This window comes from Paucilactobacillus nenjiangensis (assembly GCF_005405445.1).
GTDB lineage: Bacteria > Bacillota > Bacilli > Lactobacillales > Lactobacillaceae > Paucilactobacillus > Paucilactobacillus nenjiangensis.
Genome location: NZ_BJEB01000016.1, coordinates 1 through 24047 on the forward strand (window position 1 = coordinate 1; position 24047 = coordinate 24047).

Here is a 24047-nt window from a genome sequence, read left to right on the forward strand (position 1 = left end):
GATCCTCCAATTTACTTCCTTAATTATACTAAATCAGAGTCTCTATTTAACTTGTACACTTTTTATTCTAGGCCCAAGGGAAGAAGAATAAATCAGGGGTGGTTGGTGTATCGTTTGATGAGAGTAAGAATAAATGGACTGCGGGGTTGATGGTAGATGGCAAGTACGTATTACTACAAGATTTCTACGATTTTGACGAAGCAGTCGATGCACGCAAAGCAAGTGAATTGATTTTCCTCAAAATTAAAGCGGGTTAAATTTAAAGGGCCTATCATTTTCCCCAAAATGATAGACCCTTTTTTATGCATTACTATATTTTTCATCTTTAATGGCTTTAATCTTGGTGATTTCTTCGACTAGATTACCCCAGTCTGCTGGTGCAGGAGGTGTACCCCACAAAATTTGTGGAATTTGAATCAATTCTGAAGGTAAATCCGACAAATAGATATTCGTATTTTCATCCATGGTTTCTTGGACCTGAATATTTGTGTTTCTAAAATTGTTATTTAATTGTTCAACAATGTATTTCGTGTACAATTTACCTAAAGAAAAATCAACGTAAATGTAAATTGGAGTCACCATAATTTTCATGGGGATTAAATTAATTAAGACAAAAATATAGCTAAGATATAGATTGGTTTCAAACTTTTTTGAAATTGTCACATCGTCAGTTCGTAAACTATCAATATACTCATGGACAACACGACTAAATAACGGATTATCTTTTTCGAACATATCAATTTGTGGCTGATCAATAAAAGTGGATGTTTCAACATAAAAATATGAAATCGCAATGTTTACTCGGGTTAAATTAACCAAGAGTGCTTGCTTATTGATGTGAGCATATCCAGCAGTTGTTTGGCTTTCATAGACCCGTTGGATTAAGTCATTGGACATTTGATATTCGTGAGGGAATTCCTCTTTAAAAGTGTCATCCAATTCTAAGTAGTCATCGGTAATTAAAAATAAATATAAGTATTTGATTTCCGCGTCTGGCAGTGGGAAGGTTAGGTGCTCTTCAATCAATTTAACTGCACCAGCTAATTTATCCGTGTAATTATTTAGGTAAGCTGTGTCTAATTCTGATGAATCAATGAATTGGCGAGATTGTAGGCGTAATAACCAAACCGTAAGGAATGACTTTAGCTTGGAAAATCTAGTATGTGATAAATTAAATTGAAATTTCATATCGAGATCTGATATGACTTCTGAAGTGATGGAATTTAGACCTTTGTATTGGCTCGCATTTGGAAAAGATTCAAAATAGATTTGAAATAAATGCTGGCGAATGGCAAATTCGTCACTTTTTTTGTTTAACGAGACGAAAAATTCATGTTCATTGAGGAGCTGATCCAATTTTTCCTCAGCCTCATAAAAAGGAGAGTTACTTAAAAAAAGCCGAGACAAATAACTGACCTTAGTGGATAAATATTGAAAAATAAAACGATATTCAAATGCCAAATAAATGGCAGATTGACGCAAGTAAAACGCACCTAAGTCATGAATGGCCTTATTGTCTAGGTGAATTCTTTGGAAAACACCACGACTAATTTCCTTAATTTCAACTACCACATCTGAAGTAGCAATTTCCATTAAGTCAGCGTTCAGGGAGTTAATGGCTTTGTCCATTTTGTAGGTACTTAACTTAAAGGTTTCCATTAAATCTACTTTAGTGGCCTTTAAGTTGCCCTGGTGGAGGATATAGTCTAGTACCTCAAAATTACAAGCGTCATCCTTATTTAGTAAATATAATTCCATATCAAATACCTCATAGTTCATACCCTACTTCAATTGAAGTATACCTTAAACGGTACAAAAAGTGAAAAGATAACAATTAGGTAATACCTATGCAGGCAGCGAAAAACGAAACTTTTATGTTATGGTAGTTCATTGCATAATTATATTAATAGTTCAGATGATAAAACAAAAGAAAATTAAAAAGAATCAAGTGAATTTAGTCAACTTGATTCTTGATTTGATGAAATTGTTTCAATTTATTTTTCGACGGTTACGCCATTTTTATCAATTTTTAAAGGAATTACGTCGTCATTAAAGCCAGCTGCCAATAACGATTCTTGGAGTTGAGGAATTTTGTCTGCATCAATGATTGTCATGACGGTTGGGCCAGCACCACTCAAATATGTTGCTAACGCACCGACTTCATGGGCAATTTTACGAATTGGTAAGAATTCAGGGACTAATTTTTGCCGGTAAGGTTCGTGAAACATATCAGCTTCAATTAGTTTACCAAGTTCTTGATATTTTTTCGTGAAAATCGAAGCGACGAAGGTATTGCCAATGGCACTAGCGTGGGTCGCATTCGCAAAGGCAATGTTATTTGGTAGCACACCGCGACTATCGCTAGTCTTTAATTCGTAAGCAGGAACATAAGCGACTAGCGATAAGTCTGGGAACGGTGCCTGAATCGCGATAAATTTATCATTCACACTGGAACCAATCACTAAATCACCATAGATTGCCGGAGCCACGTTGTCGGGATGGCCTTCCATTTCAGCGGCATAATCAATCTTTTGTTGATCTGTTAAGTTGAGCCCAGCTAATTGATTGGCTAGCTCAATACCAGCAACAATGGCGGACGAGCTACTACCTAACCCACGTGTGACCGGAATGTCGGAAGTCATTTTTAATTCATGTGGGGTTAAATTGGGAGCAATTTTTAAGGCAGTGGAAACGACTAGATTAGATTTACTGTTAGATAATCCATGACCTAAATCGTGGAAGACGTGCCATTTTTCAGCTGTACCGATGACTTCGATGGTTAAATATAATGAAACTGCGATACCAATTGAATCAAATCCAGGACCAAGATTAGCACTAGTTGCAGGGACTTTGATTTTCACAGTAATTTCCTCTTTTCATTTTTTCAGCACAAAAGCCGGTTCATTGAAGAACCGACTTAATGGTGATTTAATTTCACGTTTTTATTCGCCTAAAACTTTATATGCGGCGCGGAGTTCAATGGTGTCAAATTTATCAATTTCGGCCTTCAAAGTGGCTAACTGTTTCTTTGACATCGCATGGGTGATGAAAATCACGCGGGCATCAGTATCGTTGGCTTTGGTCTGCACGATTTGACTGAAACTGGCACCAATTTCCATCATTAATTTAGTGACCTTCAAAATTTGACCAGGCACATCAAGCATTTGAAGCGAAAGGTAATATGGATAAATGACATCACCCTTATCAATTGGTTCGCTTTCGTGTTGATAGTTATTGAAAGTATTACCCGTGGTTCCTAAGGCAATATTTTTGGTGACTGAGACAATATCACTGAGGACACTGTTTGCAGTTGGTAAACCACCAGCACCGGGACCGTAGAATAAGGTTTCACCGACAGCTTGGCCGGTCACCATAACAGCGTTATTTTCATTGTGAATTGTGGCTAGAGGATGGTCTGAAGGCACTAAGACAGGTGCAACTTCAGCAAAAACACCTTCGCCAACGCGCTTAGCAATCCCTAATAACTTAATGGTATAACCAAAATCAGCAGCTTGGGCCACGTCTTCTAGTTTGATATTTTGGATACCCTCAATATTGATATCATCCAATGCTAGGTGTGAACCAAATGAAAATTGGCTCAAAATAATCATTTTGTAAGTTGCATCAATACCAGCAACATCATTGGTTGGATCAGATTCAGCGAAGCCAAGTTCTTGGGCTTTTTTCAAAGCATCTTCATAGCTCCACTTTTTTTGTTGCATTTGAGTTAGGATGTAGTTGGTTGTTCCGTTAACAATCCCCTTAACTTCTAAAATTTCATCAGCTGCAAAGCTATTAACGATGGTCCGTAAAATTGGAATTCCACCAGCAACACTGGCCTCATAAACTAAATCAGCGTTATTTTTGCGAGCAATTCTGGCAAGTTCATCCCCGTGAGAGGCAATTAAGTCTTTGTTGGCGGTGACGACATGTTTGTGGGCATTCAAGAGGTTAGTGATAATCTCCTTAGCAGGATCAATCCCACCCATGACTTCCACAGCAATTTTGATTTCAGGGTCGTTGATGATATCGTCAACGTTATCGGTGAGAATGATGTCATCTGATACTTCACTGCGGTGCTTTGCGACGTTGCGCACTGCAATGGTCTTGATAACCAATTCCCGACCGGTGATATTTGAAATCTTAGCTTGGTTGTTGGAAACCATTTCTAGTACACCCGAGCCCACAGTTCCCAAACCAATCAAACCAATTTTTATTTTTTCCATGTTTTAACCGCCTCACAATCTTTTTTTCATAATTGCATCCATTTTAACATAGCCTAAATAGTATGTGATAGGTTATAATTGCATAAATTAACAAATTCGGAGGTTTATGATGGATTATCGTAGTACTCGAGGATCAATTTCTAATTCTTTAAATTCCGCAGAAGCAGTCATCCAAGGGCTTGCTCCAGACGGCGGCTTATATGTTCCGGTTGCGTTTCCTAAACCTACAATTGATTTGGCAGCCATTGCAAAACTTACATACAAAGAAACAGCCAAGTTAGTTTTAAGTTTGTTTTTTGATGACTATACCGATGCACAACTTGATGAAAGTATTCAAGCAGCATACGGCCAGCAATTTGATGACGCAGAGATTGTCCCTGTCACGAAGAATCATGCGGGCAGTCATTATATGGAATTATTCCATGGGCCTACGTTGGCCTTTAAAGATATTGCCTTACAAATGTTGCCACAATTGATGGTCCGGGCAGTTAAATTGACCGATGTGAATCGTAAAATTGTCATTTTAACGGCGACTTCTGGTGATACTGGGACTGCTTCGATGAACGGCTTCCGGGATGTCGATGGCACCCAAGTGATTGTCTTTTATCCAAATGGCGGCGTGAGTCCAGTTCAATTACAACAAATGCTGACGCAACAAGGCAAAAATTTGGATGTCGTAGCGATTGATGGTAACTTTGATCAAGCTCAGACTGAGGTAAAGCACATTTTTAATGATGTGAAGTTTGGGGAAGAATTGAAACTCAGTGGAAGTCAATTTTCATCGGCGAACTCCATGAATATTGGACGATTAGTACCACAAGTGGCGTACTATTTTTATACCTATGGTAAATTAGTGCGTGATGGCGTAATCAAGTTAGGCGAACCAGTTAATTTTACAGTGCCTACTGGTAATTTTGGAGATATTTTAGCTGGTTATTACGCCAAGAAAATTGGCTTGCCCATCGGGAAGTTGATTTGTGCATCTAACCAAAATAATGTGTTAACTGATTTCTTCAAAACTGGTACCTATAATAAGAAACGTGATTTTTATTTAACAAATTCACCTTCGATGGATATCATCGTTTCTAGCAACTTAGAACGATTGTTATTTGATGTAGCAGACGGTAACTCGGATAAAGTCATTGAATTAATGAATGGCTTAAATACGCAGGATAGTTATACAATTACCGATGAGATGAAACAACGATTGGATGCAGGCTTCGATGCAGGTTTTGCGTCTGAAGATGCGATTAAGTCAGAAATTAAACGTGTTTATGATGCTGCAAAGTATACGATTGATCCACATACCGCCGTGGCTTCATATGTCGCTCATCAATATCAACAACGGACGGCGGACACAACGCCAATGGTAATTGTAGCAACTGCTAGCCCATACAAATTCCCTGAGACAGTCTACGAAGCCATTACCGGCAAGGAAGTGGTCGAACCAGGTTACGCTGCCGTTGGTCAACTATTTGATGTGACCGGTGATCCTGTGCCAGCACCAATGAAGAGTCTCTTTGAAATTGAGCTTCGTCAACAAATCGTTGTGAAACCCGAAGGCATGAAAGAATTTATCAAAAATATTGTGAAATAGTAGTGAAATGACTTATCCATCAGTTGGATAGGCCATTTTTTTAATTATTTGATTAAAATTAGATTAGAAAATGTGGTTGATTGATTAAAATAAAGTGCTATAATTCTAATTATTCGAACGAAGATAGGCATATTGGGCTTCGAATACACATATAAACATTTAGGAGATGGTTTAATGAGCGACACGTTAAACTTTTCTGTCACCGGAGAAGACATGCAAAAGCGCAGTGATCAAATTACGGTTGGTGTTGATCGTGCGCCAGGAAGAAGTCTTCTATATGCGACAGGGAAAGTTAAAAATCCTGAGGACATGAAAAAAACCCTTCATAGCAATTTGTAATTCCTACATAGAAATTGTCCCATGACATGTACATTTAAGAGAATTGGTTGATATTGCCAAAGAAGAAATTAGAAAAGCCGGCGGAATTCCATTTGAATTCAATACGATTGGTGTTGATGATGGGATTGCAATGGGGCACATTGGGATGCGTTATTCACTTCCAAGTCGTGAAATTATTGCCGATGCTGCGGAAACGGTGATTAATGCGCACTGGTTTGACGGTGTTTTATATATGCCAAACTGTGACAAAATTACTCCAGAAATGCTCATGGCTTCATTACGGACCAATGTTCCTGCCGCGTTTGTGTCAGGTGGACCAATGAAAGCTGGACTGGATCCAAACGGAAAAGCTGCAACGTTATCGACTGTGTTCGAAGCGGTTGGAGCATTTAAAGATGGCAAAATGAGTAAGGATGATTTTCTGGAACTTGAACAAAACGCTTGTCCAAGTTGTGGCTAATGTGCTGGTATGTATACGGCTAATTCAATGAATTCATTGATGGAAGCGATTGGGATGGCACTGCCTTATAACGGGACAGCACTTGCCGTTTCAGATCAACGAAAAGAATTAGTGCGCGCAGCTGCACGACAAGTAATGGAAAATGTTAAAAATAATTTGAAACCACGCGATATCATCACTAAAGATGCAATCGATGATGCATTTGCATTAGACATGGCCATGGGTGGTTCAACTAATACTGTTCTGCATGGTCTCGCCATTGCTCATGAAGCTGGCATTAAATATAGTGAAGAAGATATTAATGTAATTGCCAAACGCACACCACATTTGGCTAAAATTGCACCATCATCTTCTTATACGATGGAACAAGTTCATGAAGCCGGTGGAATTCCAGCAATTATGAATGAGTTAATTGATAAGGGTGGTATTTTACATCCAGATCGCATTACGGTGACCGGCAAAACCATTCGTGAAAACGTTGCGGGGGCACATACTAAGGACCCTGAAATTATTCGTGAAACTGACAATCCATATTCAGAAGAGGGTGGATTATCCATTCTTTACGGTAACGTTGCCAAAGATGGCTCAGTAATTAAGGTTGCTGGGGTTGATGACGATATTCATAAATTTGTCGGTAAAGCCATTTGTTTTGATTCACATGATGATGCAGTTGCCGGAATTGATGATGGATCTGTTAAAAAAGGTCACGTGGTGGTTATTCGTTATGAAGGACCTAAAGGTGGACCAGGGATGCCGGAAATGTTGAATCCAACCTCGAATATTATTGGACGTGGATTAGGTCGTGATGTGGCCTTGATTACTGATGGTCGTTTCTCCGGAGCTACCCATGGAATCTGTATCGGTCACGTTTCACCCGAAGCTGCATCTGGTGGTGAAATTTCCTTAATTCATGATGGCGATACAATCACAATTGATTTAACTAATCGCACATTAAATGTTGATTTAACACCAGAAGAAATGGTCGCACGCCGTGGAGAATTGAAACCATTTAAGCCAAAAGTTCGCTATGGTTATCTCGCTCGTTATCAATATCTCGTGACTTCTGCCAATACTGGTGGCGTCATGTTAGGTGCTGATGAATTGTTTGGACCGGAAGAAGACTAGAGAGTGCGACACCAATTGGGCTGACCATGAGGATTAACAAGACTAATGAAATGAACGGCCTAAGTTCATAAATTAGTTGAGATTAAACGCAAGGGTTAGATTGGTGGAGCACGTTTCGCAAACAGAGTGTATAATTCATCCGGTTAATTGGCGCGAAATAAGGAAGTTTAGCGAAATAGCGGGTTAGGCTAATTAGCTAAAGGACTTATATCAAGCCGATTGGATGGTGGAGCGCGTTTTCGGCTAATCAGAGTGTATAACCAACCAAACTTGCCGTAAAAACATTTTTATAAAGTTCACATTTTAAGAAAGTTGGTGCGATTATGACAAAAGAACCGCAAACAACTGATTCAGTTAGTGATTTACAAGATCGAATGTTAACCGAAATGGAAAAAGTAATCGATCCTGAATTGAGGGTAGACTTAGTAAGTCTAGGATTGATTTATGGGCTGAGCATGACGGACGGGGTAGTGACAGTCACAATGACGCTAACCACCATGGGATGTCCCATTTCAGATGTTCTAGCAAATTTAATCCAAGCGGCATTAGAAAATAAAGTGGCGGAGGTTAAAGAAGTCAAAATTGATTTAGTTTGGGAGCCAGCTTGGACACCAGCCAAGATGAGTTGATATGCACGAATGGTGACAGGCTATCATATGTAATCAAGACAAGATATTTTAGGAGTAGAATTCGAATCTGATTGATGATTAAAAAACGTTCACATATAACATAGTAAATAACACACGAAAATGAGTTCGCTCATTTTCAATACATATTAAGGCGAAATTCACATGAAAAAGGTCGAAGATTTAGGTAAATTTGTGGGGAAATGGTTTACAGTCTTAGTTATTTTATGGGCTGCATTTAATTACTTTGTGCCAGTTACAAGCGCTTGGGTAGTTCCAAACACCAAGTATTTATTGGGAATTATCTTGTTCGGAATGGATCTTACTTTAACTGGTGAAGATTTCAAACGAATTGCGCAACATCCAGTCCCAGTTTTTGCAGGAACAGTTGCTCATTATGTGATTATGCCAACATTAGCATGGGTACTCACTTTGATTTTTCATCTTGATGGTGCCATCGCTGCCGGAGTAATTTTAGTTGGCTCATGTCCATCCGGAACTTCATCAAGTGTAATGGCCTATTTAGCTGGTGAGGATGTGGCGTTAGATGTTTCGATTGAAACACTATCAACCTTATTAGCACCAATTGCCTTACCAAGTTTATTAGTCTTATTCGCACACAAGTTTGTTTCAATTCCAACACAGTCACTATTCTTAAGTACCGTTGAAATTGTGTTGATTCAACTTGTTTTAGGGGTGGTTGTTCATACCTTATTTAAAAAACAAATTGATAAAGTGACATTGGCTTTACCTTTAGTTTCACAAGTTGCAATTCTGTTAATCATTGGCGCTGTTATTTCCGCCAACCATGCTAACTTGTTTACTGCTACTGCAATCGTAATTCCTGTTGTTGTCCTCCATAATTTATCTGGATACGCATTAGGATTTGGCTTTTCAAAGCTCATGCGTTTACGTGATCCACAACGTAAGGCAATTACTTTTGAAGTGGGGATGCAAGATTCAAGTTTAGGAGCAACGTTAGCGATGGCTTACTTCGCACCAGCAGCTGCAATTCCTTCAACTATTTTTAGTATCTGGCACAATATCTCTGGTTCAGTTCTTTCAACTTACTGGAGAAGACATACTGAATCTAAAGCTGAAAAAGAAACCACACCTGTTACAGGTGCAGTTCAAGGATAATTCTTGTGAAATAAAAAGGTGCCCAGTTGGGGACCTTTTTATTTTTCAAACGAGGGAGGGATTGAATGCAATCAAATTGGAAACATAATTTATATGTCCTGTGGTTTGGTAATTTTATGACCGGGATGGGTTTTTCGATGACGATGCCATTCATGCCATTATTTGTGAAATCACTTGGCCATTTTGACACATGGACATTGAATATTTTAAGTGGGGTCGCATTTTCAATCACGTTCCTGGCCAAAGCAATTATTTCTCCTTATTGGGGTAAATTAGCTGATCAATACGGCCGAAAATTAATGTGTTTAAGATCTTCATTAGGAATGACAATCACCATTACTGCCTGTGGATTTGTTCCAGGGGTCGGTAGTTTGATTGTTTTACGTGCAATTCAAGGGCTATTTTCAGGATATATCAATAATGCAAATGCAATTGTCGCAGCTAGTGCACCAATGGAAGTTAACGGTAAAGCAATGGGAACTCTGGCAACAGGGAACGTGGTGGGCACGTTATTAGGACCGTTAATTGGTGGGGTATTAGCCGAGGCATATGGTTATCGAACTTCATTTTATGTAGTTGGGGCCATGATGGCTGTTGTTTTCTTTGTAACTTTGTTCTTCGTTCATGAAGAATTTACGCCAATTAAACGTGAAGAAATGATGCCAATGAAACAAGTTTTTCACGAAATGAAATACCCCAAGTTGATTTGGGGGTTGTTTATTACTACATTGGTGATTCAAGCAGCCAACATGTCGGTCACACCAATCTTAAGTCTATTAGTGAGTGACTTATTGCATCATGGCGGTAGAGTGGCATTGGTTAGTGGGATTATTTCGTCGTTACCAGGTATTGTCACGTTATTCACTGCACCATTTTTGGGAGCTTTGAGTGACAAATATGGTCCGGAGAAAATCTTGACTGGTGGCTTAATCTTAGCGGTAATGACCTTTTCGGCAATGAGTTTTGTAACCAACGTCTATCAGTTAGGTGTTTGGCGAGCAGTCTTAGGTATTTCAGACGCTGCCTTATTGCCAGCTGTTCAATCGTTGATGGTCGGTTATGTACCAAAGCAGGCATTCGGTCGAATTTTCAGTTGGAATCAATCGTTTCAAGCAATGGGAAGTGTTGTGGGTCCCATGTTAGGTTCAGTCGTCGCCAGCATTTTTGCTTATCAAAGCGTCTTTATGATGACTGCTATCATGGAAATCTTCAATTTCATCTTCCTCTTTCCAATTGCCAAAGCCATTTGGCAAGGTAAAAAACAGCAGAAAAAAGTGGAAGCATAAACTAGGTGCGAATCACCACGGGCTGCATTTGAGTATAACGAATGAGCACGAAGATAAGTGGGCTACTTATCAAGGTGGTCAAAGTTAGACGGAGAATGTAGTGGGGATGAGCCTGATTAAATTTAGGGTGCGAATCACCACGGTTTTCATTTCAAAACAAAAAAGCGCCGGATAAGTAAATTACTTACCGACGCGCTCAAGTTTATGCTTCAACAGCAATTTCAAGTAAATTGCCATCTGGATCATTAATAAATAACGAAGTTAATTGACTGTGGGCACCTTGATGTTCACTAGGTCCATCAAGGATAGGAATATAATAACTTCGTAGATGGTTTTCTACATCTGATAATTGTTCTTTAACAATAAAGCAAAAGGCAGCTGATCCGGCTGCTTTTTGTTTGGCTTCTAACGACTGATTTTCAGTTATTAGCTTAAAGTCTAATGCTTGCTTACCACATAGCATTAATGCATGGGTGTCATCTTGGTGTAAAACCGGCATGTCAAAAGTTTCGTGATAAAAGCGAATAGTGCGGTCTAAATCGTTGACGTACATCGTTACGTGGTCAATATCTCTAATTTTCATTGGGTAAAACTCCTTATTATTGTTCGTCGTTAAATTGTGGCGTGGTTTTGTTGATGCCAAACCATTAAAAATTCAACTTCATTAGTTTTTAAATCGACATCTGTAGCTTGAGCGATGAATCCGTTCGTAATATAAAAGTTAACAGCAGCGACATTTTTTTCATACACCGATAATTTCAAAGACGAATTCGTTTGTTTGACGGTTTCAAGTAGTGCACCACCGATACCTTGGTGGCGATAATCATTTCTGACAAACAGGCCAGCAATGTAAGAGTCCGATAAGCCTAAAAACGCCACGATTTCATCATTTTCAATGGCAACATATAACTCTGCATCAGGCAGTGATTTTTGCACATCTTCGTAATTATCACGCCAGTATTGTTCATCGACAAAATGGTGCGCTTCAATGTTCACATTGAGCCAAATATTTAAAATTTTATTGAGTTGTTCAATAGACGGATTGTCCAGTTTTGTAATCATAATTTTTCCTAACAATGAATTATTTGTACGTAAGAGAGTATTCATTTATTGTAACTTTGAAAATCAATGGCGACAAGAGTACAATTGAATTTTGATTGTACACGTAGAATGAAAGGTAATATTAGAGATGAGTTTATTAGAAGTGCAAGACTTGAGTATGAGTTTTGCAGATAAAAAATTATATGATGACGCTAGTTTTCAACTAAACCAGTCGGACCACATGGGAATTGTTGGTCAAAATGGAGCTGGTAAAAGTACGTTAATTAAAATCATTACGGGAAAGATTTTGGCCGTTGAAGGTAGTATTAAATGGCAAAATCATACGAAAATTGGTTATTTGGATCAATATGCTGATATCGAAGCTGGGTCAACGTTACAACAATTTTTGCATACAGCTTTCAATGATTTATTTGAGATTAATGATCAAATGAATCAGGCCTATGCCGAATATGCAGAAACCTTAGATGAAAAGCTTTTAACCCGTGCAGGTCGTTTTCAAGAACAATTAGATGCACGTAACTTCTATGATATCGAAACAGAAGTTGATAGAGTTATCTCTGGTCTTGGTTTGGATTCAATTGGTTTGGATCACGTTGTATCTGAAATGAGTGGGGGCCAACGTTCGAAAATTATTTTGGCTAAACTGCTCCTTGAAAGTCCCGATGTTATCTTACTGGACGAACCAACCAACTATTTGGATACTACCCACATTGAATGGCTAATTGATTATCTGAATAGTTTTACCGGTGCGGCAATGATTATCTCCCATGATTATGATTTCCTAGAACAGGTTACTAATTGTATTTGTGATGTGTCGTTTGGTAAAATTACGAAGTATCGTGGTAGTTTTAAGAAAGCGATGCGTCAAAAAGAAGAACGAAAAGAAGTTCAGTTAAAAGAATACGAAAAGCAACAAGTTGAAATTGAAAAAGCAGAAAAATTCATTAAAAAGAATAAAGCTGGTTCAAAATCAACGATGGCTAAGTCTCGTGAGAAAATGTTGGCGCGGATGGAACGGATTGATCCACCTTCAGATAATTTGGTGGCCAGTTTCAAATTTCCATATGAAGATACCGGTTCCCAAAATGCTTTACGAGTTGAAAACCTTTCGGTCGGGTACAACAAACCACTCTTAGCTCCCGTCACATTTTCGATGAGTAGTGGTGAAAAATTGGTCTTTAAAGGATTTAATGGGGTTGGTAAGTCAACGTTGATTAAATCAATTTTGGGTGAAATTGAAGCTAAAGGTGGCTCAGCTGAGTTCTCTCCTTCAGCAATCGTGAATTATTTTAACCAAGATTTAGATTGGAAAAATGATGAATTAACGCCACTAGAAACGATTCAAGAAATGTATCCTACAATGTTACCCAAGACGATTCGGACGCGGTTAGCGCGTGCAGGAATCAACTCAGCTAATACGATGAAGCCAATGAATTTGCTTTCTGGTGGAGAACAAACTAAGGTTAAGTTAGCAATTTTGGAATTGACCCCAAGTAATTTCTTAATTATGGATGAACCAACGAATCATCTTGATGATGAAACTAAAGACGGCTTAAAACGTGCGTTAAAAACGTTCCGCGGTAATTTGATCTTAGTTAGCCATGAAGAAGGCTTTTATGACGGGTTAGCCGACAAGATATTGAACGTTGAAGCGTTAAGCCTGAAGAAATAGTGCCTCAGTATGACTGGCGGAGGGAAATATGAAAAAGTTTATATCAATTGTGCGAAGCATTGAGGGAATTCTTTTGATTATCTGTTCAGGACTAGTCGTACGTGATAATACGATAGCGTCGCACTTTAATAGTTCTGGTAAATTTGACGCTTATGGGAGTGGCATTGAAATAATTATTGCTCCAATAGTGGTGATTTGGATTGGCGAAGTGATGATTGCTATTGATAAAGCCAGCCGTAAAAAAGCCGGAACTGTTGATTCTCCATTTATCTATGTCAATGAATGGCAACAAATTGTTGCACTGACAGTGATTAGTGTAGTTTTATTAATTTTAATGATACTTAAAATTGTTTTTTAAAGACAATAAAGACGAGGATTATCGCAATTGCGGTAATCCTCGTTTGCTATCTATATGTAAAAATATTGAGTATCATTATCGCAAACTAATTCCAATGATCCCAATCACCATGATAATCAAACCGGCTAATTGCCATCCACCTGGGATTGCGTGCCCTAAGAACAATACACTAAGGAGGACCGAAAAAACGACCTCCATGGATTGTGTGGCTTCGACTTTGGCCAGGCTCGGCATGTGTTTGGCAACCATTGAAGTGGCTTGGAAAAATAGTACGGTAGCTACGACTCCAGATGATAGAGCCACACTGAAGGTATTTTCTAGCATGCCAACAGTGGGGGCACCAGCTTTGAAATAACTGATGATGGCCAGAATAATCCAGGTTGGATATGAACAAATCAGCATTCCGAAAACTTTTTCGACACCATTTACTTCAGGACTAGCAGCCATTACTTTCCGATTGCCTAGGGGATATGAAATGGCGGCAATTAATAGACTAATCAAACTTAAACCTAAATGCGCAATTCCATTCAGCTGTTGTGAGTAATTGATGACCGTTAATAACACGCCTGACAAGATTAGTACGGTCCAAGGGAGTGAACGATAGGGAATCTTTAAACGTTGATATTTAACGACTGAATTATCGATAATGGGAACTTTGACCAGCGGAGTCAGTAAGACGCCACAAATGATGGTAAACTGCCAAGTGCTGGAGACTAGCCATCCTGGTAAATAGAGACTGGCTAAGCACAATGGAGCATAGAAGAGGACGAAACAAAATTGACTCCAAATCAACCAAGACCATTTGTGGGCGCTAATAGATTTAAAAACTTTTTTGAAGGAACTATGAGTCAGTGGGAGCCACATGACGATTAACATCATGGGCAAGGTCCATAAGTAACGCAGAGAGGCAGTCCAAAGCCAGTAACCGTGACTATTCGCCATCACCTCATTTAGTACGAAAGTAAGTGAGAAGAAGAATGCGGAAATAATCCCAATAATAATTGCAGTGTAACTTTTAGTCCGCATCAGTTCACCGGCTTTCAAATTTATATGTATGTAAATCATCTTAGCAGTCTCAATATCGACAAGCAAAGACAATTAAAAAAACCTTCTTATCCAAATAAAAACGGGTAAGAAAGTTATTTTTGTAAAGAATTATAGTAATTTTAGTAAGTCAGATGGATGTGTGAGTTTGTAATCAGCATCAGCTAATCGTTCTGGCATTGCAGCACCCCACATTGCACCGGCAAATTTAATTCCAGCGGCATGGGCAGCTCTCATATCATTAATTGTATCACCGACGTAAACGGAATCTTCAGCAATACCGTTACCTTCTTTAATCCCTGCGAGAATTGGATCTGGAGCAGGTTTATGGTTTTTCGTGTCAGAGGCAGTCACAGCACCACTGAAGTATTTAGCAATTTCAAATTTTGGAATGAATTCTGCTTCATATTCGTCCCGAACTTTAGAGGTAGCGACAATCAACTTAACCCCATCTGCATCGTTGAGTTGAGCCAAAGTGTCATCAACACCATCAAAAGTATTGATAGTCGTATTTTGTGCGTAGACTACTTTGTACCATTCATCTTCAATCGCTTGTCGATCTGCTTCAGGGACACCAATTTGTCCGAGTGCGTCCGCAGCGGTAATCCCAAAGAGTGGTTTAGTTTCTTCATGAGTGATGTTATAACCATGCTTAGCTAAAATAGATTGTAATGGTAATAAGTACATATCCATTGTGTCAATTAAAGTGCCATCTAAATCAAAAATAAAGTTTTTCATGTAAGGTTCTCCTGTCAGTATTGATTACTTCTATGATACCAGAATTAGCGTAATCAGCAACCGGTTACAATGCTTATCTAGTATAATAACTAGACAAAAAAGGTACATCTCGGGGATGAGATGTACCTTAATTTAATGAAAATTATTTTTCAATATCTTGTAATTTTTGATTATCATCCAAGGCAGAAGAACCTTCTGGATCTTTATCATCTTTCCAAGCCATTGCATGCCACTTTTGTTGAAGTAGGTACATTGATAGCCAGAGAAGTGCGAGTGAAATCGCAGCGATTAAGATTAAGACGAGAATTGAATGTGTCACAACCCCATTTCCAAGGCCAGATGTGATTGCTTGGCGTAAGCCGAGAATCGAGTAGGTCATTGGGAGGTATGGATGAATTGCATTAAAGAACGAATTCGTAACTTCCATTGGGAAGGTACCACCTGAACCACCAAGTTGTAGCATCAAGATAACCATTGAGATCAAACGACCTGGGTTATCAAATGCCATCGCAAGGAACATGACTAGATACATCGACGTTAGCGAGAATATCGTGGTTGTCAGGAAGAAAGTTCCAATATGATCAACTTGAAGTCCAAATGCGATAATTAGGCCAGATTCAATCACTGCTGAAGCAATGGCGACAAAGGCACCGACAGTGACTTTACTCATGAACCAAGCAGTTGAAGACTTGCCACGCATTGAAACTTTCCGAATTGGGAAGGCAAAGTTGAAGACAATTGCGCCAATATACAAGGCCACTGAAAGTACATAAGGAGCCAAAGCATGACCATAGTTAGGAACAGTACTATATTTCTTATGTGAAAGTTTCGTTGGGTCAGCGAACATTTTAGCAGTATTCTTTGAGGTATGAATACCGTTAACTGTTTTGCTACCAGACTTAAGAGCTTTAGCTAGAGTACCAGAACCAGAACTAAGCTTATCAGCACCACTAACAAGTTCAGCCGATTTGCCATTTAAGGTACTAGTACCATCAGCTAATTGGTTCACACCTGAAACCAGCGTTGGTACTTGTGTATTTAATTGACCAAGTGCTGTTGACAAAGTATTAGCACCAGAGTTTAACGCACTTGAATTGTTATTCAAGGTTGTTGTACCGGCGTACAATGTTTGAGCACCATTATTTAATTGACTAATGCCAGATTCAAGTGTCGAAATTTGACCAGGCAAGCTATTGAGGGTGGCTTGTGTTGATGGATCGTTGAGGGCTGACATAATTGGGGTTACATCATTCATCAATGATTTTGCGTCAGTCAAAGTTGATTCCAATTGGGGAAGTTGACTTTGCAATGCCTGAACTTTAGTTAATTGTGGTGCGATAGAATTAACCGTATCTGTGACACCTGTCAATTTAGTACTGAGTGCAGTTAATGTTTTTTGAGTTGATTCTATTTGAGTACCATTATCTTTTTGTAAACTGATAATTTCAGCCAGTTTAGATTTAGAGGTTGGGCTTAGCGTATTAGAAGAATCTTGTAATACTGTTGCGGCATCTTCTGCTGAGGTAGTTGAGTTGCTACCAATTTTCGTGAGATATTGCGTCAATGCAGTGTTGACAGCTGACAATTCAGTCTGCATTGTCGACATGCTAGATGCTAAACCAGATAATTTGCTGAAAGCAGTTTGAGTATCACTACTTGTTAGCGTATTTAATGCATCAGTCGTACTAGAGTTATTGAGTGTGCTTGACACATTAGCTGCTTTTTGAGAAATATCAGAAACATTGAGACCATTCAACATACTAAACAAACTTGAATTGGTCAGTGCTCCCATTGAACTTGAAACGGAACTGTTCAAGGTATTAGTACCAGCAGCTAATTGACCTGCACCCGTATTCGCTGATGAAACACCAGCCGTATATTGGCTGATTCCAGAAGCTAAGGTGTTTGATCCGGTCGACAATTGTGAAGCAGCTGAAGGTAAGGCAGAAACAGATGTTTTCAGAGTTTGGACACCATCATTGACGGTCGAAACAGCAACTGTATATTGTTTAACTCCATCAGTCATGGTGACAAGACCGTCATTAAGTTGCACGGCACCCGTTGAAGCAGATTTGAGTCCTTTACCCAGTGTCTTCACTTCGCCAAGCATGGTGCTGGCATAGGCATTAGTGACAGCGGTGCGAATCGATTTATCAAGAGTAGTCATCCCGACGCTACTCATAACTTCACCAATGTAGTTTAGTGAATCGTTAGTTTCATACTTCAAATTCATTTTCTTTGGATGTGAATCTAATACACTGGCGGCATTCTTAGAAAAGTTCTTTGGAATAGTCACAACCGTATAATACTTGCGGTCTTTTAATCCTTCGTGAGCTTTTTTAGCAGATACGAAGTCCCATCCTAGAGAATGATTCTTTTTCAATTTTGCTTCGGTATCAGCACCGACATGTAATTTTTTACCCGCATACGTTACGCCTTGATCCTGATTGACCACCGCGATTGGTAAATTTTGTGTATCTCCGTATGGATCCCAAACTGATTTTAGGAAGAACACACTATACAACAATGGAATGAAACAGATGGCAAAGACTGACAAAGTAATCAGCCGGTTCTTACCAATAAATTTCCATTCATTTTTAATCATTTCCCACATAAAACATTCCTCCATGCCAAATTCTAATGAAATTAATTAGTTGTTAAGTGTTGAATCACGCTGTTAAATAATTGCACAACTTCCTTACGTGGAATGTCGTAATTATATTCGTCGCAATAAACAAAAACTCCGGTCAACGCTCCAGCTAAGATGTACGACATCATGTCTGGATTCTTGCTGCGATGTAATAAATCAATCAGATTGTTAGTCCCTGAATCCGGTCGTTCCAGGATGATTTTACCGATTAGAGTTAATAAGTCTAGATTAATACTATTATTGCCACCGATGATGGAGATATTTCTGAAGACGGCCCGATTATCAATGATAAAGCTGACAATCTGATCTACTAAGTCAGGGTTGTGGCTTTCACTGATGTTTCTACGTAACATCGTTGATAAAGTTTGTTTTAATAAATCGACCTTATCATCAAAATAACGATAGAAACTGCTGCGATGCATCAATGCCACACAACAAATCTGATCAACAGTTACCTCCGCAAACGGGGTTGTCGCAAGAATTTCCCACAAAGCGTTTTCGAAATCTCTAGTAGTTCTGTTCGCTTTCATTTTTCTCCTCCATAAGACCAATACCAATGAATAGAACTAAAACAACATGGAATACTATATACTGTCTAATTCTAAAACAAAAGGTTCAAAGTAAAACTAATGTCTCAAATTAAGACAATTATCTCAAAATGTCTTAAAAAACACAAAAAAAGAATCCCAAAATTGAGATTCTTCTGTGAAGATTTCAAATTAATTTCGTGATTTTTTCTTGAAAATAAGATTAATCATCAAAGTTATCTGATTCCACATCGCGAATGAAGGTTGCCAAATGATCGTAGTAAACAGGTGCGTTATCAATCATATGATGGTGACCACCATTTGGTGTGGTTGCAAGGCGAGCGTGAGGGATTTGTTCAGCCATCCGTTTGGCAGTGGCCAATGGCATTGTTTCATGTTCACCAAAAGTCACAAGGGTTGGCATTGAAATATTCTTAATTTGATCACGAACGTCCCATTCCTTTAACTTACCAGTCACAACGAATTCGTTATCGCCTTGGAAGACGCCGTAAACGTCAGTGGCCATCGTACTTGATAAGTGAGAAATAGCAGCGGGTTGCTTACGGTCAACGTAGCCTTCATTTAAAATATCGACATACCCTTGATAACGGTCGTTGTCGTAATCATTTTTAGCTTCGCATTCTTTCATGTAAGTAATAGCTTCTTCAGGTAGAGCTTCTTCACGAACTTTGTTGATGTTAACCACGTATTCATCGATATTATCAGTCATTGATGAAATGATGGCACCTTTCAAATGTTCACCGTACTTCAAAGCATACATTTGAACTAAAGCGCCGCCCCAGCTTTGACCAATCAAGTAAAAATGGTCGATACCTAACTTAGTCCGAACTTCTTCAACTTCATCCAAGAAATAATCGTAAGTGAGATATTTTTCAGCAATTTTCGGATCTGAGTAATCTGGTTGATCTGAATAAAATGAACCAAGTTGATCATAGGTGTGAACTGTTACGTTCAAACCTTGAGCTTTTAACTGTTTGGCTGTGTCTTCCCAGTATTCATGTGTGCCACCGGGCCCACCATGCAAAGCAAGCAGATGAATATCACCAGTGCCTTGAGTATTAGTCCATAAATGGTAGCCGTTATCTAATGTAATGATTGTGGTTCCTTGTTTCATATTAATCACCTTTTCCTAATATTGATGAAATAAGTGTAGCGCATTTAAAAAGAGATTGCCAATGAGCTATCGGTCTGTTAACCTAAAATAAAATAAGGTTAACGGAGGCGAAAAAACGTGGATACAAAATCAACAGTGCTTGCGTATCTAAATCAACATGCAAATCAATGGGTGACTAGTGCGGAGTTAGTCGATGAATTAGGGGTTTCCCGTACTGCCATTTGGAAAGCTATTCAACAGTTGCAGGCTCATGGGCAAACAATTGAAAGTCAATCTGGCAAAGGCTATTTATATTCGCGCGGTCTCAAACTGAGTCAAGCGATTATCGAATCTAGCATTAAATCAGATTGTCAAGTTGAGGTTTATGACGAAATTGATTCTACCAATATTCGCGCTAAGCAATTAGCTGCCACTAATCCGGGCCAGCGAACCGTCGTGATTGCCAATCAACAAACCGCAGGCTATGGACGCTTTGGTCGTAATTTCTTTTCCCCCGGAGAAACAGGCTTGTATCTTAGCTTTTTATTACCGATTAATGGGCAAATTAATCCAGGCAAAATGACCACTGCCACAGCCGTGGTGATTGCACAAGTATTGGAAAAATTATTTGGCGTAACGGTCGAAATCAAATGGGTGAATGATTTAATTGTTAATCATCATAAAGTGACCGGCATTTTGTCTGAAGCGGTCACTAACTTTGAAACCGGGACACTATCGAGTGTCATTGTCGGTATTGGGATTAACTTAGTTGAAAATGATTTGCTTGCGCCGGAATTAAAAAATAAAGTTGGCGCCTTAACGACACAAAAAAAGCAACTTGATCGGAACCAAGTTGCTAGTGAAATTATTGATGCTTTTGATACAATGTTGCCAACCTTAGATGATGGTAACTTTATGGATGAATACCGTCAACGCAGTTTGGTAATCGGTAAAAATGTTGAAGTTAAAATTGGTAATCGAGTTTTGACTGGTGAAGTGGAAACCATTAATGACGATGGCGCTTTATTATTAAAGACTGCTACCGAGGTAGTCACCGTTAATGCCGGAGAAATTACTAAATTGAATTTACAGGAGGGTGACTATCGTGGATAGAAAGAGATTAAGAGGTTTAATCTGGTCGGCAGAACTCGTTATTTTCCTCGCACTGTGTTCACAAGTGGTGATTCCATTGCCATTGGTACCCTTAACGGGGCAAACGTTCGCAGTGGGCCTGTTGGCTTCCCTGGTGGATTATCGAATTGCCAATTGGACATTAATTGGTTACATTTTGCTAGGTTTGATTGGAATTCCCGTGTTTGCCAGTGGCACTAGCGGGGTTGGCATCTTATTTGGCCCAACTGGTGGGTTTATCTTTGCCTTCTTTGTTCAAGCTTGGATTGTAATTGGTTTGCGTCGCAAAAATACGGTGCCATATTTAATTGTAGGTAACTTAATTGGGGCGCTGGTTCAGTTGGTACTTGGAACGATTTGGTTGAAGTTTTTCAACCAGATGGCTTGGCCCGCCGCGTTTATTGCTGGCACAATTCCATTTTTGATTCCAGCCGTCATTAAAGCCTTCTTAGCAAGTGTAGTTGCTCGCGCAGTGTTAGTTAAAATTAAGATTCCGCTGAATATGGGGCAATGCTCGGAATAATCAATGATGATTCGTTGGTTTGGATGGTATATTTAATGGCTTCAGAGTTATCTAATTGCGTCATACTAAAATCAGTGCCAAAAACAATTAAACCAATCAAATGACCAGCTGGAATATGATGGAAAATTGGTTGTAAGTCAAATTGTAAGTCGACGAGTTGATTAGGGATTAATTCATCAACTTGGGCGGGAGAGATCCTGTTTTGTAAGTTGATATGACCAAATGAAATCATTTTAAAATCAGTTTCTTTAGCTGCAAGGGTAAATTCACGTAAGTCATCTTCGCGCCACTGATGACCAAGTTGAAGGCCCTTTTTTTGTAGCATAGTTGGACTAATATTGAAGCGCTTTTGTAATCCGAAATCAATTAATTGTGTACTAATTAAGCCGTGGTCAACGGATGATGAAACTGACAGTTTAAGGGTTGGCGTACCGCGAAGCAGCAAGTCTTCCCGCAGTGGCACGGTCATAAACCGGAGTTTAGCTGGATCATGGATTTGCAAAATATCATTTGGTTGAGCTAAATCAGTTTGCCAATTGTTTGGTTCCTTCGAAAATTTTTCAAATTCAGCGTTGGGACATTTATCCACAAATGAGACTGTTGCACTGGTGGTTAGCTTTTCTGTTCCCAGTCCTTGTTCACCAATCGTAAAGAGTTCGGTTGGTTGATTTTCTTCCCAGTCGGCGTATGTGTTCCAAGTTTCTGGAGTGACATTGTCTTGCACAATTAAGTCAGGTAATTGTGACGCATCATTATCGACATCGTAAAGTTTATTGGAGAGCCATAAGTTGACGATATCGGTATAGTCAATTGAACGAAAGGCGTTAATGTAGATATGTTCACCTTGATGCAAAATTAACTTCCGGTCAACATTGACACTGGATAAGGCATCCCACAGTGCCTTGACTTGATTAGGTTTAACATTCCAGTCGTTTAATCCTTGGACCATCATAATATCGGCGTTGATGTTTTTAATATCTGGCCGGTAGTTTCTCTGTGCCCAAAAGCCGTTGTAATTACCAGTAATGCGGTCCATGTCACTTTGCATTTTGGTCAAATAATCATTGAAATAGGTTTTAATTTGTTGGTAATCGGCTGGATTTTTGGTACGACTCATCGTTTCAGCAGCTAAGACATCAGCATCTTCGCCTTGGAAGCCACCCGGAGCAATTACTAATCCATTTTCGCGGTAATAATCGTACCAGCTTGAGATGGCAGCTTCACTGATGATAGTTTTCAGTCCTTCAACGCCAGTCGTAGCAGCGGCGGTTGCCAGGGTACCCAAATAAGAACGGCCAGTCATCCCGACTTTTGCATTCGACCACCAAGCTTTAATTTCGGTAGTACCTTTTCGTGTGGTGTACGCTTTTCGTTTACCAGTCAACCATTCAATGACGGCAATGGTCGCAATGGTTTGCTCCGGTGAGCCACAGGTTTGGATGCCATCAGAATCTTTAGTTCCAATCCCGGCAGCATAAGCTACCGCAAAACCACGAACGGCTAAATAATCATTGAGAGTATATGACGCCTCTCGAGTGAAAGTTTCAGTAGCTGTCCGCGCTTCTTTGGTCGGCTGCTTCGTTGTAAATTTCTGGTTAAAGTTTTCCGTGATACTCATATCGGGTTGATTAGTTTTGTGTTTGATTGGCACTCTGACATCATGCGTGGCTTTCGTGCCCCATTCGTCGTTAGTCCCTTGATTGTATGGGCTAGCAGTATAAACGGTTGGTACCTTTAATCCTTCATTCGTATCGCTAGGACGCAGTATTTCAACTTTGAGCAAATCGGCTTGGCCATCATTATCCGTATCTAGTGGAGCTTCAACGTAAACGACTTCGCGAATTAGTTGGACTGAATCAAACACCGCCAACGCTTTTCCGTTGAAAAAGATGGGCTTTTGCGTGGCAGGTAAAGCGTAAAGGGGTGTCAACAAGCCACGAGCGGTTAATAAATCAAGGTATGTTTGACCATTCTTAGTGTGCGTATTGAGGAGTAAATACCATGCTTCGATTAATTGACTTTCATTCCACGTCGCAGCCGTTAAAAATGGGAGCTGAATAGTTTCCATCGCTGCCAATGGATGTTGAAGATCAAAATCAACGTCGGGTTCAAATTGTAGTAGTTGTAAGGCGACTAGATAGAAAATATCAGTGGTTATCGGCTCATCATCTAAAATAAATTGCAGGAGATTTTTAGTCGGTGTCGCTAATAAATTCTCCAAGTTGGTTTGCATGGTTTCTTCATCCGTTGTTTCTGGAAATGACAGGGTTAAAAATTGATTCCAAAGACTCGTCACGTTAATGGTTGGTTCTCCAGTTAAGAAACCAATGGTCGTTAATTCGTTAATTTTTTGTTGGTGAGTCCGTTTGATAATTGCAAATTGATTATTTTTCATAATATCTCCTTGATTTGAGTGAAAGTGTTGGTAT

The 24047-nt window shown here is 39.3% G+C and carries 20 protein-coding genes and 1 pseudogene; 10 read left to right on the forward strand and 11 right to left on the reverse strand.

Features of this window, described 5'->3' with window-relative positions:
* Nucleotides 1-98 precede the first annotated feature (98 nt).
* Nucleotides 99-257 (forward strand): hypothetical protein, encoded by a 159-nt coding sequence (locus FFM59_RS10015; protein ID WP_170175924.1) that lies wholly within the window; start codon nucleotides 99-101, stop codon nucleotides 255-257.
* A gap of 43 nt (nucleotides 258-300) precedes the next feature.
* Here FFM59_RS10015 and FFM59_RS03740 read toward each other — a convergent pair whose 3' ends face one another.
* The 3 genes from FFM59_RS03740 to FFM59_RS03750 all read right to left on the reverse strand — a co-directional run bounded on the left by FFM59_RS03740 (nucleotide 301) and on the right by FFM59_RS03750 (nucleotide 4226).
* The gene (locus tag FFM59_RS03740; protein WP_137601709.1) at nucleotides 301-1758 is read right to left on the reverse strand and encodes a BglG family transcription antiterminator; all 1458 of its coding nucleotides are present in this window, start codon (nucleotides 1756-1758) and stop codon (nucleotides 301-303) included.
* Between the two features lie 236 nt (nucleotides 1759-1994).
* Nucleotides 1995-2861: a homoserine kinase gene (gene thrB / locus FFM59_RS03745; RefSeq protein WP_137601710.1), complete on the reverse strand. Its 867-nt coding sequence runs from the start codon at nucleotides 2859-2861 to the stop codon at nucleotides 1995-1997.
* A gap of 81 nt (nucleotides 2862-2942) precedes the next feature.
* Nucleotides 2943-4226 carry a homoserine dehydrogenase gene (locus FFM59_RS03750; protein ID WP_137601711.1) on the reverse strand — a complete coding sequence of 428 codons (1284 nt, stop codon included), beginning with the start codon at nucleotides 4224-4226 and terminating at the stop codon, nucleotides 2943-2945.
* Between the two features lie 109 nt (nucleotides 4227-4335).
* On the opposite strand from FFM59_RS03750, the gene thrC reads away from it, so the two are divergent.
* From thrC to FFM59_RS03775, 5 genes and pseudogenes are all read left to right on the forward strand, one after another.
* A complete protein-coding gene (gene thrC / locus FFM59_RS03755) occupies nucleotides 4336-5823 on the forward strand; it encodes a threonine synthase (RefSeq protein WP_137601712.1) in 1488 nt (495 codons plus the stop codon).
* 174 nt (nucleotides 5824-5997) lie between these two features.
* Nucleotides 5998-7747, forward strand: a pseudogene (gene ilvD, locus FFM59_RS03760) (dihydroxy-acid dehydratase).
* A gap of 323 nt (nucleotides 7748-8070) precedes the next feature.
* Nucleotides 8071-8376 carry a metal-sulfur cluster assembly factor gene (locus FFM59_RS03765; protein WP_137601713.1) on the forward strand — a complete coding sequence of 102 codons (306 nt, stop codon included), beginning with the start codon at nucleotides 8071-8073 and terminating at the stop codon, nucleotides 8374-8376.
* 162 nt (nucleotides 8377-8538) lie between these two features.
* Nucleotides 8539-9513, forward strand: coding sequence for a bile acid:sodium symporter family protein (locus tag FFM59_RS03770; RefSeq protein WP_137601714.1), 975 nt, complete (start codon nucleotides 8539-8541; stop codon nucleotides 9511-9513).
* A gap of 65 nt (nucleotides 9514-9578) precedes the next feature.
* Nucleotides 9579-10799: an MFS transporter gene (locus FFM59_RS03775; RefSeq protein ID WP_137601715.1), complete on the forward strand. Its 1221-nt coding sequence runs from the start codon at nucleotides 9579-9581 to the stop codon at nucleotides 10797-10799.
* A gap of 202 nt (nucleotides 10800-11001) precedes the next feature.
* Here FFM59_RS03775 and FFM59_RS03780 read toward each other — a convergent pair whose 3' ends face one another.
* Entirely contained in the window at nucleotides 11002-11382 is a 381-nt protein-coding gene (locus FFM59_RS03780; protein WP_137601716.1) for a VOC family protein, read from the reverse strand.
* A gap of 29 nt (nucleotides 11383-11411) precedes the next feature.
* Complete coding sequence (locus FFM59_RS03785; RefSeq protein WP_170175925.1) at nucleotides 11412-11861, reverse strand: GNAT family N-acetyltransferase; 450 nt, start codon at nucleotides 11859-11861, stop codon at nucleotides 11412-11414.
* A gap of 127 nt (nucleotides 11862-11988) precedes the next feature.
* Between FFM59_RS03785 and FFM59_RS03790 the strand changes: the two genes are divergently transcribed.
* Together FFM59_RS03790 and FFM59_RS03795 are read left to right on the forward strand one after the other, a co-directional pair.
* Nucleotides 11989-13533 (forward strand): ABC-F family ATP-binding cassette domain-containing protein, encoded by a 1545-nt coding sequence (locus FFM59_RS03790; RefSeq protein ID WP_137601718.1) that lies wholly within the window; start codon nucleotides 11989-11991, stop codon nucleotides 13531-13533.
* 28 nt (nucleotides 13534-13561) lie between these two features.
* A complete protein-coding gene (locus FFM59_RS03795) occupies nucleotides 13562-13891 on the forward strand; it encodes a hypothetical protein (protein ID WP_137601719.1) in 330 nt (109 codons plus the stop codon).
* Nucleotides 13892-13966: 75 nt separating this feature from the next.
* Here FFM59_RS03795 and FFM59_RS03800 read toward each other — a convergent pair whose 3' ends face one another.
* From FFM59_RS03800 to FFM59_RS03820, 5 genes are all read right to left on the reverse strand, one after another.
* Nucleotides 13967-14956 carry a multidrug resistance efflux transporter family protein gene (locus FFM59_RS03800; RefSeq protein WP_225420286.1) on the reverse strand — a complete coding sequence of 330 codons (990 nt, stop codon included), beginning with the start codon at nucleotides 14954-14956 and terminating at the stop codon, nucleotides 13967-13969.
* Nucleotides 14957-15046: 90 nt separating this feature from the next.
* Nucleotides 15047-15673 (reverse strand): HAD family hydrolase, encoded by a 627-nt coding sequence (locus FFM59_RS03805; RefSeq protein WP_137601720.1) that lies wholly within the window; start codon nucleotides 15671-15673, stop codon nucleotides 15047-15049.
* A 142-nt stretch (nucleotides 15674-15815) separates the two neighbouring features.
* Complete coding sequence (locus FFM59_RS03810; RefSeq protein ID WP_137601740.1) at nucleotides 15816-18278, reverse strand: YhgE/Pip family protein; 2463 nt, start codon at nucleotides 18276-18278, stop codon at nucleotides 15816-15818.
* Nucleotides 18279-18319: 41 nt separating this feature from the next.
* Nucleotides 18320-18853 (reverse strand): TetR/AcrR family transcriptional regulator, encoded by a 534-nt coding sequence (locus FFM59_RS03815; protein ID WP_137601721.1) that lies wholly within the window; start codon nucleotides 18851-18853, stop codon nucleotides 18320-18322.
* A gap of 220 nt (nucleotides 18854-19073) precedes the next feature.
* Complete coding sequence (locus tag FFM59_RS03820; RefSeq protein ID WP_137601722.1) at nucleotides 19074-19985, reverse strand: proline-specific peptidase family protein; 912 nt, start codon at nucleotides 19983-19985, stop codon at nucleotides 19074-19076.
* 117 nt (nucleotides 19986-20102) lie between these two features.
* Here FFM59_RS03820 and FFM59_RS03825 point away from each other — a divergent pair, with 117 nt between their 5' ends.
* Together FFM59_RS03825 and FFM59_RS03830 are read left to right on the forward strand one after the other, a co-directional pair.
* On the forward strand, nucleotides 20103-21077 hold the full coding sequence (locus FFM59_RS03825; protein ID WP_137601723.1) for a biotin--[acetyl-CoA-carboxylase] ligase: 975 nt from the start codon (nucleotides 20103-20105) through the stop codon (nucleotides 21075-21077).
* On the forward strand, nucleotides 21070-21618 hold the full coding sequence (locus tag FFM59_RS03830; protein ID WP_225420287.1) for a biotin transporter BioY: 549 nt from the start codon (nucleotides 21070-21072) through the stop codon (nucleotides 21616-21618). Before FFM59_RS03825 ends, FFM59_RS03830 begins: the two co-directional genes overlap by 8 nt.
* Here FFM59_RS03830 and FFM59_RS03835 read toward each other — a convergent pair.
* Nucleotides 21581-24013: a Xaa-Pro dipeptidyl-peptidase gene (locus FFM59_RS03835; RefSeq protein ID WP_137601724.1), complete on the reverse strand. Its 2433-nt coding sequence runs from the start codon at nucleotides 24011-24013 to the stop codon at nucleotides 21581-21583. The two genes, FFM59_RS03830 and FFM59_RS03835, sit on opposite strands and share 38 nt — an antisense overlap.
* Between the last annotated feature and the right edge of the window lie 34 nt (nucleotides 24014-24047).

Bases quoted from the DNA above. Each gene is read 5' to 3' on its own strand.
- FFM59_RS03740 (WP_137601709.1), bottom strand. From the start codon at position 1,758: ATGGAATTATATTTACTAAATAAGGATGACGCTTGTAATTTTGAGGTA.
- FFM59_RS03750 (WP_137601711.1), bottom strand. From the start codon at position 4,226: ATGGAAAAAATAAAAATTGGTTTGATTGGTTTGGGAACTGTGGGCTCG.
- thrC (WP_137601712.1), top strand. From the start codon at position 4,336: ATGGATTATCGTAGTACTCGAGGATCAATTTCTAATTCTTTAAATTCC.
- FFM59_RS03765 (WP_137601713.1), top strand. From the start codon at position 8,071: ATGACAAAAGAACCGCAAACAACTGATTCAGTTAGTGATTTACAAGAT.
- FFM59_RS03770 (WP_137601714.1), top strand. From the start codon at position 8,539: ATGAAAAAGGTCGAAGATTTAGGTAAATTTGTGGGGAAATGGTTTACA.
- FFM59_RS03775 (WP_137601715.1), top strand. From the start codon at position 9,579: ATGCAATCAAATTGGAAACATAATTTATATGTCCTGTGGTTTGGTAAT.
- FFM59_RS03780 (WP_137601716.1), bottom strand. From the start codon at position 11,382: ATGAAAATTAGAGATATTGACCACGTAACGATGTACGTCAACGATTTA.
- FFM59_RS03785 (WP_170175925.1), bottom strand. From the start codon at position 11,861: ATGATTACAAAACTGGACAATCCGTCTATTGAACAACTCAATAAAATT.
- FFM59_RS03790 (WP_137601718.1), top strand. From the start codon at position 11,989: ATGAGTTTATTAGAAGTGCAAGACTTGAGTATGAGTTTTGCAGATAAA.
- FFM59_RS03795 (WP_137601719.1), top strand. From the start codon at position 13,562: ATGAAAAAGTTTATATCAATTGTGCGAAGCATTGAGGGAATTCTTTTG.
- FFM59_RS03800 (WP_225420286.1), bottom strand. From the start codon at position 14,956: ATGATTTACATACATATAAATTTGAAAGCCGGTGAACTGATGCGGACT.
- FFM59_RS03805 (WP_137601720.1), bottom strand. From the start codon at position 15,673: ATGAAAAACTTTATTTTTGATTTAGATGGCACTTTAATTGACACAATG.
- FFM59_RS03810 (WP_137601740.1), bottom strand. From the start codon at position 18,278: ATGATTAAAAATGAATGGAAATTTATTGGTAAGAACCGGCTGATTACT.
- FFM59_RS03815 (WP_137601721.1), bottom strand. From the start codon at position 18,853: ATGAAAGCGAACAGAACTACTAGAGATTTCGAAAACGCTTTGTGGGAA.
- FFM59_RS03820 (WP_137601722.1), bottom strand. From the start codon at position 19,985: ATGAAACAAGGAACCACAATCATTACATTAGATAACGGCTACCATTTA.
- FFM59_RS03835 (WP_137601724.1), bottom strand. From the start codon at position 24,013: ATGAAAAATAATCAATTTGCAATTATCAAACGGACTCACCAACAAAAA.